Below are 9,639 nucleotides of genomic sequence, written 5' to 3'. Positions count from 1 at the left end.
ACTTCTTCTAAAATTATCTAGTTTTGAGGGAATGAAAACCTCAAAAATGTCTGGCAATAATGGCGAGAAGGTCACACCCGTTCCCATACCGAACACGGAAGTTAAGCTTCTCAGCGCCGATGGTAGTTGGGACGAAAGTCCCTGTGAGAGTAGGACGTTGCCAGGCAAACCCTTCGGGGCTATTTTTTTCTCAAAATTTCTTCGGCCCCTTGGTCAAGTGGTTAAGACACCTCCCTTTCACGGAGGTAACACGGGTTCGAATCCCGTAGGGGTCACCAACGTTTTTTCGCGACAGTGACAATAACGTTCCATCAAAATGGAGGATTAGCTCAGCTGGGAGAGCATCTGCCTTACAAGCAGAGGGTCGGCGGTTCGATCCCGTCATCCTCCACCATAAGTTTTTTCGGGTTAGCGAAAGTAGCTTTCCATTATTATAATATTTTTATTGTCGCGGGGTGGAGCAGTCTGGTAGCTCGTCGGGCTCATAACCCGAAGGTCGCAGGTTCAAATCCTGTCCCCGCAACCAATTACATTCTAGGTTTATCTTGTTAAACCTTAAGCTTATAATTTTGGCGGTTGTGGCGAAGTGGTTAACGCACCTGATTGTGGTTCAGGCATTCGTGGGTTCGATTCCCATCAGCCGCCCCATTTCAAAATATTGGGCTATAGCCAAGCGGTAAGGCATCGCACTTTGACTGCGACATGCGTTGGTTCAAATCCAGCTAGCCCAGCCATTTTCTTTTGCGGGTGTAGTTTAGTGGTAAAACCTCAGCCTTCCAAGCTGATGTTGTGAGTTCGATTCTCATCACCCGCTCCATTTTAAGGGCCTATAGCTCAGCTGGTTAGAGCGCACGCCTGATAAGCGTGAGGTCGATGGTTCGAGTCCATTTAGGCCCATAATTATTAAAAAGAGTAATTAGACGTATGAATTTCATACGTCTTTTTTTTATGATTTTTCGGAACTTCATTAACTTTGACATACCAGGCTTAAGCTTATTGGTTGAGGGTAGAGGTTTAGCATCAGATCAAATAAATAGACGGAAAAATTCCGCTTATATAAAAAATAGCACCGAAATTAACCTGGATAGACGGAGAGATTCCGCCTATTGCCCCAAAAAACGTGAAAATAGGGGGTTCTAATTTGAATAAACGGAAAACCTCCGCTTAAATCCTCAGAAATAAGCTCATTTAAGCATTTAACCGGAAAACCTCCGGTTATTTTGCTTTTGCTGGCTGCTAAGGGGAATACCCCAACTTTAAAAATTTTTTCTTAATAATCAAGGGATTAAGGCAAATCGTATCATAAGTAAGTAAGGTTATATTTCTAAAAATAAGGTATTTGTATTCCCTGATAAACAAACTATCGCATCTATGGAGAGTTTTACTTTTTTCCGTCACAGTATAGTGTTCATTACGTTATCCTAGGATTTTCTAGCATGAGTGGTTACAATAAAAAGGGGGGAGGATCTCAATGCTGAATTCCAAACAATCTGCCATAGAAACGATGAAGAAACGCCAATCAATCAGAACATTTGATACCCAAAACATAACAACTGCACATCTACAACTCATTCATGAATACATAAATAATGAAGAAAACTTAATCGGTCCATTTGGAAGTAAAGGAAGTATTAAACTGATTCAAGTAACGAACCATGTAAGCGACAAAGGCATAAAGTTAGGAACCTATGGCTTTATTAAAAATCCACAGGCCTATTTGGTTGGAGTAGCGGAAAATAAAAAATACTCACTTGTGGAATTCGCTTACACCTTTCAAAACTTAGTGATCTTGTTAACAAAATTAGAAATCGGCACCTGTTGGATGGGAGGAACATTCAACCGAAATTCATTTGAACAGGAAGTTAAGCTCGGGGAAGGAGAATTCATACCCTGTATTACCCCAATCGGCTATCCGAATCAGAAACAGCGGGTTTTTGATAAGGCGCTGCGATACGTTGTTAAGGCGGATAATAAAAAGTCCTGGGATAAGTTATTTTTTGATGCAGCTTTTGATGTTCCATTGGATAAACAAAAAGCAGGATTACTTGAAGTGCCAATCGAGATGGTAAGACTTGGACCATCCGCATCTAATAAACAGCCATGGCGGCTTTTATTAACTCAGGATCAAAAGGTTTGTCATTTTTATATTGAGCATACACCAAACTACAGCTCTAAATTAGGATATGATATGCAGCTTTTGGATATGGGAATTGCCATGAGTCAATTTGAGTTAGCCTGTAATGAATTAGAGATTAAAGGAAATTGGAGTGTAGAAAACCCAGAACTTCCTCTCCCAAATGAGCATATGGAGTATATCGTCAGCTGGGAAACCTTATAATTTGAAAGTCAGAATGGAGTAAGTAGAATGCCTGTTATCGAGCATAAGCAGTTTATCAAGGCTCCAATTGGGGTTTGTTTTGATCTTGCCAGGGATGTCGGTGTTCATACTCAAACTACCTTAAAAACAAAAGAAAGGGCAGTTGGGGGTGTAACTAAGGGACTGTTGGAGGAAGGCGACAGTGTCACCTGGGAAGCTGTGCATTTTGGTATTAAGCAACGGTTGACGGCAAAAGTCATATTTATGGAAAAGCCTTATAGTTTTGTGGATGTCATGGTAAAGGGAGCGTTCAAGTCTTTTATCCATATTCACCAGTTTACTGAAGAAGAAGAAGGAACAACCATGATTGATCATTTTCAGTATAAGTCACGTTTCGGTCTTATCGGGGTCTTAATTGATAAATGGTTTTTAGAGAGATACATGAAAAGCTTTATTGCTACGCGTGCAGCAGAATTAAAGGAAATAGCTGAAATAAAAACTAATCAAACGTTTGATTAAATGGATAGGGGCCTTGGTATAAAAGGATTTTTAACGGTTACAGCAGCACTAATCAAACGTTTAATTAAATTTTAGCATTATCGATTATCCCTTTGATAGCTCAACTTTTCTTTTTTCCATATCCATTGCTGAAACTATATATGCAAACCCATTCATTAAAAAGTAAATAACATTCGATTGTACCCGTTCCGTTTCTCCTAAATAAGTATTTAAGATAATAACAACAGAGTATAAAACCACAAAAAATAGGGCGATTTTATTAAAGATGCTCATACAAACAACTCCTTTTTTAGGATACTTATTTTAATCTTATTTACATATAGCTTAACTTATGCAGGACATGAGGTATTTGGGAAGGGTTCAGTATAATTTCACCCTTTCTTTCATTACCATAATAGACAAAATGGATAAAATTTATAAATCGAAATGAGGGGTATGGATGAAAAAGGTACTTATTTTGGGGGCGAGCGGTCTGGTTGGGAGAGCCTTAATCGAGGAATTTAAGGAAGTATATGACCTATACGGTACGTATTCCTCTACACAACCTAAGCTCCCTTCTAATAAACAGTTCCAATTGGAAGTAAGCCAAATCCATGAGATGAAGGAAATCCTGCGTTGTATTAAACCTGAAATCGTCATTTCCTGTCTTAGAGGTGAATTCTCTCAGCAGCTTAAGTTTCATAAAGAGTTGGCTGAGGAACTAATGAATACCTCAAGCAGTCTTTATTTCTTTTCAACGACAAATGTATTTGATGGCGATTTCTCAAAACCTCATATCGAATCGGATCATCCCAATGCAGAATCTGAATATGGGAAGTTTAAAATGGACTGTGAGATTATGCTAAAAGAAGCCCTTAAGGACAGAGCAAAGATTATCCGTATACCAGCGATTTGGGGGAAGGATTCACCAAGATGGAAGATGACCCTGGAAAATATTAAAAATCATAAAGTGATGGACGTTTATAGGAACCTCATGTGTAATAACCTATTAGATGTTCAGCTAGCAAGACAGCTTGCGTTCATTATTGAAAATAAGCTTACAGGTATTTTTCATTTAGGTTCCGTGGATACCATGACGCAGAGCCAATTTTACGAAGATATCTTCGTGAAATTAGGCAGTGACTTGAATTTATTAAATTCAAATGATTACTTAGAAAGCGACAAAACCTATTATTTTGCTATGCAGTCAACCCGTAATGATATACCCAAAACTCTTGAAACCACAAATAAAGAGATTATTTCATACCTATTAGGCTAATGAAAAAAACCTGTATTGAGTACGATCAATAAAGGTTTTTTAACATTCAACACTATTTTCACGGAGTGATAGATAAAACGGTTCGCGGCCGAGCTGCTTTATACCATTGTCGGCAAAACAGGAATATCAAAACCAATTCGACCATGTCACCGCCATAGTACATCACCATTCCTCCCATTTCGGCCTGTTCTCTAGGTACACCAACAGGTGGATGAGCATAAATGTATTTTGATATAATTCCATGGGCTGCTAATGAGAGAATTAACACAACAGCGCGAAATGTGTAGCTACACCGATGGGGTACCGGGTCAATATATAGGATAGATATCGTATAGAGATAACCTGCTAGGAATACATGAACATGTACAACTATATGCAGAAGGAGGTTACTCTGCATCCCTGAATATAGCTCTGTCGTGTACAATACCCATAATCCTCCAATATTAAGGATGGAAGCTGCAACTGGATGGCAGTATATGCTTACAGGAAAACTTTTTAATATTCTTGATAGTCTTCTAGCTGCCCCAACACTTAATGTCCGCATTACAAGTGTCATGGGAGCAGCAAGAACAAATAGGAGCGGAGCAAGCATTCCAAGTAAAAGATGTCCAACCATATGCGCGATGAAGTTTTCATGCGCGAGCTTGGCAATGGGACCCATTAGTGCCATAGAAGCTGAAAGAACTCCAAAGAACAAGGATAAATACCGATAAATTGGCCAGCGTTTATGCCGTCGGTTTGAGACCCATCCAAGTAGTATATAAATTATAACGGCAAGGACAAAAGGGAGGGCCAAAAGCAGGTCACCCGCTAACCCGCTTGCATGATGGACATGGTTATGTTCCATTTAAACAGCCCCTTCCATCCCTTTCGAATCCCGGCCTGTTCGATAAAGAAGGATTAACCCTGCTATCAACATGAGAGCAGCAAGGATATTCCATACCCAGTCGTATGGAGCAATCTCCACATTATACCGAATCTGGTGGATTCGCATTAATTTGTGCTGGATGGTTCCATCGTATAATTGGAACGCACCGCCTCCAAATAGAAAACCTCCAAACCATCTTTTTGGCCACCAGGCATTTCTTCGCCGAAGGTCAGAGACAAGAAATGCTCCTCCTATGGTTGAAAACCAACTAAATGCATGAAAAATCCCGTCCGATACGAGACCAATATCAGGTGAAGACTTATCGTAGAAATGATGCCAATGTAAAATCTGATGGAAAACCGCCTCATCGATAAAAGCAACAAAACCAAGACCAAGTAAGCAGCCCGAAAGTAGATTACGTCCTAAATAATTCAATCGTGAGTCGTGACTAGTTGTCATTGAAGTTCTCTCCCTATTCCACTTTTTTCCTATAAATAGTTTAACCGTTCTGTAATAAATCCAAACGGGAATAGGGATTAAAAGAGATTTGGAGCTTTAATAAAAAAAGCCTGCCCCACATAAGGGACAGGCATCTTTATGTTCTAACTAAACCAAAGTACTAGCAGGCAGGACCTTTTGAAGTACACTTTTTTCCTCATCAGTTAAAGGAACCATCGGCAGACGAACCTCACCCACTTGGACTCCCTGCATATTTAGTGCAGCTTTAACTGGTGTTGGATTTGGCGCCGCAAATAAAGCTTTCATGATCGGAAGAAGTTTCCGATGTGATACAGCAGCTTCCTGAACACGCCCATTTTTGAATTGGTTGATCATTTCCTGCATTTCATTGCCAATAATATGCGAGGCAACCGAAACAACTCCGGCACCGCCAATGGATAGGACCGGTATGGTTAGCCCGTCATCACCGCTGTACAAAGTAAAATCATCTGAAGTCTGGCTGATGATTTCTGCCATTGCATCAAGATTTCCGCTGGCTTCTTTTATCGCTACGATATTACTAATTTCTGAGAGTCTGACAACGGTCTCGACTGACATGTTTACGACACTGCGTCCCGGAATATTATAAAGCATTACTGGTAAGGAAGTGGTTTTGGCAATCGCTTTAAAATGCTGATACATTCCTTCCTGTGAAGGCTTATTATAATAAGGCGCAACGAGCATAATTCCATCCACGCCTGCTTCTTCCGCGAGCTTTGTTAAGCTGATAGAAGCTCTTGTATTATTCGAGCCAGTACCAGCGATAATCGGCACTCTGCCTGCAGCGGTTTCAACTGCCACCTTAAATAATTCAACCTTTTCTTCGGTTGTTAATGTAGGTGATTCTCCAGTTGTGCCTGAAACTACTAATCCATTAGATCCATTTTCTATTAAATAATTAACTAATGTTCTTACTGCGTTAAAATCAACCTCACCATGCTGATCGAATGGTGTCACCATAGCTGTTAACACTTGGCCAAAATTCATCGTATTCACCCTTTATATTATTTTTTTTGAAATATTAGAGGTGGCTAGAGGTCAGTCAAAAGTTAACGCAAAAAAGCAGCAACGAAGACGAAGGCCCGCTGCTGCAGTAGAAACAAAATAAAAAACCGTTCCTTTGCGTAAGATAGCCCTCCATATAGTCTCCTATATGACAGTTCTGTATTTCTTCAATAGCAGAACCAGCGGTCTAGAGAAATGAGATTCTATCCGCTTCGGCAAATTCCCCTTTCACCAATCGTCATAGGACCTCATCATCCTCGGACTGCATACTAATGGTCTTTGCGCCTCTATCCTCACTTCAAAAGGTAATGAAGTAAGAAAATATTTAATTATATGTAATATAACAGAAGATTCACTTTTGTTCAAGAGGGTGCCTGTCACGCAGTTTATGAGAAGAGCTAAGGAAAACAACTGAAGAATTGCAGCTTTTCCTTGTTTCCTTAATAAAGAAGTATACTAAAAAAAGGTTTTTTTCCTTCCTATATAGAAAACATTAACTTGGTTTTTTATAAAGGGAGTGACTTTATGCAAATCTTACTTATTCGTCATGGTCAATCAGAAGCAGATTTACTTAATGTTCATGAGGGAAGTGCTGATTATCCCTTAACGGAGGAAGGGATGTATCAAGCAACAAGGATGGCAAGTAGAGTAATGAAGGAGTTTCCTCCAGAATATATATGGTCAAGTACACAAAAAAGGGCTAGAAAAACTGCCGAAATCCTAGCTGAAAAGATTGGGTGTCCAATTGAATTTTTAGAAGATCTTCGTGAACATGATAATGGAAGCTTAGCAGGTCAATCTAAAGAAGAAGTGCCGTTTCCTTGGGAGTTGCAGCCTCATGAGAAATTTGGTGATTACGGGGAATCTGCTATGGAGTTTCGTGCGAGAGGAGAACATATCTTTGCTTTCATTAAAAAAGAAAGCAAAAGATATAAACGTATATCAATTGTTACACATGGTGGAATGATTTCGAGAATGATTGATAGTTTTCTTGATTTACCTTTTGTGAATAACATTTTTTTCAAGACAGATGATACGGGTATTCATTTATTGGAGTATACGGAAAATGGAAGGGTTATACATTTTTCTAATGACGTAACTCACTTAGAAAAGGAATAACAGACAAAACTCCTAGATATGGAGCATCCCATTCATTAGTGGGATGCTTATATCATTAATAAAATGACGAAACAGTTTTCCTTTTTAACATTACTGCGTATCCACTGTTAAGGCTGATTCATCAGGCCGTTTACCATTTTGCAAGTCAGCAAGTGTTAGCCCAAAGTTCATTTGTAAATGGGGATAATCCTTAAATTGAACCCAGTCACCGCCCCATTCAAAGCCCAAAACCTTTGCTATTTCCACTACCTCGTTCCAATCCGATACTCCATTTTGATTTCCATCATATTGCATATCCCATATGACGTTTCCTTGAGGGGTTTTAATCGCAAAGTCGATAGCCAGCCCAAAGTTATGAAAGGATTCTCCTCCCCGGGCATGCGTGACAATATTTCCTTCCGTTGTCCGGCCTTGTTCATACAGCCGATCCTGATCCTCCGCACTCCGGAAGTCATCAGTAATTAAGACGACGATTCCTTTTGCGGCGGATTCCTGGATTAATTGATTGCTACGTTCCTTTACAAGGGGATGGAGTTCAGTTGGTAAATCTGAAGTATCCATGCTTAATCTATTAAGGTAGTTGATCCCTAAGGGGTTTTTGTATATGAAATAAATGATAAAAACAATAGATAATGTGAGTAATAGTTTCCCTCTCCGTTTACGTTTCCGTTTCAACATCACATTTCCTTTCTGCCTTAAAATCTTTTTACTATATAAGACGAGGAAGATAGGCTCATTGTTTCAATTATATGATTTCCTTCAATTTTTTAGGTAGAAAAAAAGATCCAGGTATACTGGATCTTATCATTGTGAATAGAGATATTATACTTCTACTGAGGAAACCTTTACCGTCCAGTTAAATGGATCTTCCTTCTTGCCAAGCTGGATACCCGTCATTTCATTATAAAGATCCTGAGATAACTGGCCAATCTGATTATCATTGATTACGATCGATTGATCTTTCCAAGTTAGTTCGCCAACTGGTGAAATAACTGCAGCGGTACCTGCCCCGAAGACTTCCTCTAGTTCACCGCGCTTGTGTGCCGCAAATACCTCTTCAATCGATATTTTCTCTTCACGTACAGGAATATTCCAATACTTCAACAATTGAATAACGGAATCACGTGTAACACCCGGCAGGATGCTTCCGTTTAACTTCGGAGTAACGACCTCACCCTTGATTTTGAAGAAGATATTCATACTGCCGACTTCTTCTACATACTTATTCTCTTTCGCATCAAGCCATAGAATTTGGGCATAGCCGCCTGCATCTGCTTTTTCCTGAGCCTTAAGGCTGGCCGCATAATTACCTGCAGTTTTTACATGGCCGACGCCGCCAATGACAGCACGGACAAATTGCTCCTCCACGTATATTTTTACAGGACTCAATTGGCTGCCATAATACGCGCCAGAAGGGGAGAGGATGACTAACAGTTTATATTGATTAGCTGGACGTACACCAAGATAGGGCTCTGTTGAAAAAATAAACGGGCGAATATAAAGCGAAGTTCCTTCCCCGCTAGGCACCCAATCTTTTTCAGTGATAATTAATTGTTTAATACCTTCTAATAAGAATTCCTCATCAATTTGAGGAATACAAAGCCGGTCGCAGGATTCATTGAAACGTCTCATATTCTTCTCGGGACGGAATAATTGGATGGACCCGTCCGGAGTTTTATAGGCTTTCATTCCTTCAAAAATTGCTTGTCCATAGTGAAATACCATCGCGGAAGGATCAAGCGTTAACGGCTCGTAAGGAGTAATTCTCGGATCAAACCACCCTAAGTCACTATGATAGTCCATTGCAAACATGTAATCACTGAAATACCTGCCGAATCCAAGTGAACCCGGATCTGGCTTTGCCTTTAATTGTTCTCTTGGAATAAATGAAATCTCCTGTTTCATGGTTACACCTCATTCTACTTTATGTGTTTTAGTTTTTAACATCTATATTACTTTAAAAATTATCTTTTTGGAATAGTAAAAATACTTTTCTATACTATACCACTATTTAAAAGAAATCAGGTTAATTTTGATTTAGATTTGACAAAGTGG

The 9,639-nt window shown here is 39.6% G+C and carries 10 protein-coding genes, 7 tRNA genes, 1 rRNA gene and 1 riboswitch; of the genes, 12 read left to right on the top strand and 6 right to left on the bottom strand.

Going from position 1 to position 9,639, the window contains the following annotated elements; translation table 11 throughout:
- The first annotated feature begins 49 nt into the window (after nucleotides 1-49).
- The 10 genes from rrf to SFC47_RS25180 all read left to right on the top strand — a co-directional run bounded on the left by rrf (nucleotide 50) and on the right by SFC47_RS25180 (nucleotide 2,836).
- Nucleotides 50-166: ribosomal RNA gene (gene rrf / locus SFC47_RS25225) — 5S ribosomal RNA — on the top strand.
- Nucleotides 167-203: 37 nt separating this feature from the next.
- Nucleotides 204-278: transfer RNA gene (locus SFC47_RS25220), tRNA-Glu, on the top strand.
- A 40-nt stretch (nucleotides 279-318) separates the two neighbouring features.
- A tRNA-Val gene (locus tag SFC47_RS25215) sits at nucleotides 319-394 on the top strand.
- Nucleotides 395-449: 55 nt separating this feature from the next.
- Nucleotides 450-526: transfer RNA gene (locus SFC47_RS25210), tRNA-Met, on the top strand.
- A gap of 46 nt (nucleotides 527-572) precedes the next feature.
- Nucleotides 573-648 (top strand) — tRNA-His (locus tag SFC47_RS25205).
- Between the two features lie 11 nt (nucleotides 649-659).
- Nucleotides 660-734: transfer RNA gene (locus SFC47_RS25200), tRNA-Gln, on the top strand.
- A 9-nt stretch (nucleotides 735-743) separates the two neighbouring features.
- A tRNA-Gly gene (locus SFC47_RS25195) sits at nucleotides 744-817 on the top strand.
- Nucleotides 818-823: 6 nt separating this feature from the next.
- Nucleotides 824-897 (top strand) — tRNA-Ile (locus tag SFC47_RS25190).
- Nucleotides 898-1,471: 574 nt separating this feature from the next.
- Nucleotides 1,472-2,338 (top strand): nitroreductase family protein, encoded by an 867-nt coding sequence (locus SFC47_RS25185; RefSeq protein ID WP_411257287.1) that lies wholly within the window; start codon nucleotides 1,472-1,474, stop codon nucleotides 2,336-2,338.
- A gap of 27 nt (nucleotides 2,339-2,365) precedes the next feature.
- Nucleotides 2,366-2,836: an SRPBCC family protein gene (locus SFC47_RS25180; protein ID WP_411257286.1), complete on the top strand. Its 471-nt coding sequence runs from the start codon at nucleotides 2,366-2,368 to the stop codon at nucleotides 2,834-2,836.
- Nucleotides 2,837-2,920: 84 nt separating this feature from the next.
- Here SFC47_RS25180 and SFC47_RS25175 read toward each other — a convergent pair whose 3' ends face one another.
- Nucleotides 2,921-3,109 carry a hypothetical protein gene (locus tag SFC47_RS25175; RefSeq protein ID WP_411257285.1) on the bottom strand — a complete coding sequence of 63 codons (189 nt, stop codon included), beginning with the start codon at nucleotides 3,107-3,109 and terminating at the stop codon, nucleotides 2,921-2,923.
- A 166-nt stretch (nucleotides 3,110-3,275) separates the two neighbouring features.
- Here SFC47_RS25175 and SFC47_RS25170 point away from each other — a divergent pair, with 166 nt between their 5' ends.
- Nucleotides 3,276-4,094: a sugar nucleotide-binding protein gene (locus SFC47_RS25170; protein ID WP_411257284.1), complete on the top strand. Its 819-nt coding sequence runs from the start codon at nucleotides 3,276-3,278 to the stop codon at nucleotides 4,092-4,094.
- Between the two features lie 58 nt (nucleotides 4,095-4,152).
- On the opposite strand, the gene SFC47_RS25165 is transcribed toward SFC47_RS25170, so the two are convergent.
- The 3 genes from SFC47_RS25165 to dapA form a co-directional block, all read right to left on the bottom strand.
- The gene (locus tag SFC47_RS25165; protein ID WP_411257283.1) at nucleotides 4,153-4,941 is read right to left on the bottom strand and encodes a cytochrome c oxidase assembly protein; all 789 of its coding nucleotides are present in this window, start codon (nucleotides 4,939-4,941) and stop codon (nucleotides 4,153-4,155) included.
- Nucleotides 4,942-5,421 (bottom strand): DUF2243 domain-containing protein, encoded by a 480-nt coding sequence (locus SFC47_RS25160; protein WP_411257282.1) that lies wholly within the window; start codon nucleotides 5,419-5,421, stop codon nucleotides 4,942-4,944. It lies immediately after the preceding gene.
- 147 nt (nucleotides 5,422-5,568) lie between these two features.
- Complete coding sequence (gene dapA, locus SFC47_RS25155) at nucleotides 5,569-6,447, bottom strand: 4-hydroxy-tetrahydrodipicolinate synthase (protein WP_411257281.1); 879 nt, start codon at nucleotides 6,445-6,447, stop codon at nucleotides 5,569-5,571.
- Between the two features lie 135 nt (nucleotides 6,448-6,582).
- Nucleotides 6,583-6,763: riboswitch (Lysine riboswitch) on the bottom strand.
- 227 nt (nucleotides 6,764-6,990) lie between these two features.
- Between dapA and SFC47_RS25150 the strand changes: the two genes are divergently transcribed.
- Nucleotides 6,991-7,584, top strand: coding sequence for a histidine phosphatase family protein (locus tag SFC47_RS25150; RefSeq protein ID WP_411257280.1), 594 nt, complete (start codon nucleotides 6,991-6,993; stop codon nucleotides 7,582-7,584).
- 90 nt (nucleotides 7,585-7,674) lie between these two features.
- Here the strand turns inward: SFC47_RS25150 and SFC47_RS25145 are convergent, their stop codons facing one another.
- Together SFC47_RS25145 and SFC47_RS25140 are read right to left on the bottom strand one after the other, a co-directional pair.
- Complete coding sequence (locus SFC47_RS25145) at nucleotides 7,675-8,262, bottom strand: M15 family metallopeptidase (RefSeq protein ID WP_411257279.1); 588 nt, start codon at nucleotides 8,260-8,262, stop codon at nucleotides 7,675-7,677.
- A gap of 144 nt (nucleotides 8,263-8,406) precedes the next feature.
- Complete coding sequence (locus SFC47_RS25140; protein ID WP_411257278.1) at nucleotides 8,407-9,489, bottom strand: branched-chain amino acid aminotransferase; 1,083 nt, start codon at nucleotides 9,487-9,489, stop codon at nucleotides 8,407-8,409.
- Nucleotides 9,490-9,639: the final 150 nt, after the last annotated feature.

The organism is Neobacillus niacini (genome assembly GCF_046591715.1).
GTDB classification, from domain to species: Bacteria; Bacillota; Bacilli; order Bacillales; family Cytobacillaceae; genus Neobacillus; species Neobacillus niacini_L.
The sequence above is the reverse complement of the archived record's forward strand: the minus strand, read 5'-3'. Positions and strand labels throughout refer to the sequence as shown.

Bases quoted from the DNA above. Each gene is read 5' to 3' on its own strand.
- dapA (WP_411257281.1), bottom strand. From the start codon at position 6,447: ATGAATTTTGGCCAAGTGTTAACAGCTATGGTGACACCATTCGATCAG.
- SFC47_RS25175 (WP_411257285.1), bottom strand. From the start codon at position 3,109: ATGAGCATCTTTAATAAAATCGCCCTATTTTTTGTGGTTTTATACTCT.
- SFC47_RS25180 (WP_411257286.1), top strand. From the start codon at position 2,366: ATGCCTGTTATCGAGCATAAGCAGTTTATCAAGGCTCCAATTGGGGTT.
- SFC47_RS25145 (WP_411257279.1), bottom strand. From the start codon at position 8,262: ATGTTGAAACGGAAACGTAAACGGAGAGGGAAACTATTACTCACATTA.
- SFC47_RS25160 (WP_411257282.1), bottom strand. From the start codon at position 5,421: ATGACAACTAGTCACGACTCACGATTGAATTATTTAGGACGTAATCTA.
- SFC47_RS25140 (WP_411257278.1), bottom strand. From the start codon at position 9,489: ATGAAACAGGAGATTTCATTTATTCCAAGAGAACAATTAAAGGCAAAG.
- SFC47_RS25150 (WP_411257280.1), top strand. From the start codon at position 6,991: ATGCAAATCTTACTTATTCGTCATGGTCAATCAGAAGCAGATTTACTT.
- SFC47_RS25170 (WP_411257284.1), top strand. From the start codon at position 3,276: ATGAAAAAGGTACTTATTTTGGGGGCGAGCGGTCTGGTTGGGAGAGCC.
- SFC47_RS25185 (WP_411257287.1), top strand. From the start codon at position 1,472: ATGCTGAATTCCAAACAATCTGCCATAGAAACGATGAAGAAACGCCAA.
- SFC47_RS25165 (WP_411257283.1), bottom strand. From the start codon at position 4,941: ATGGAACATAACCATGTCCATCATGCAAGCGGGTTAGCGGGTGACCTG.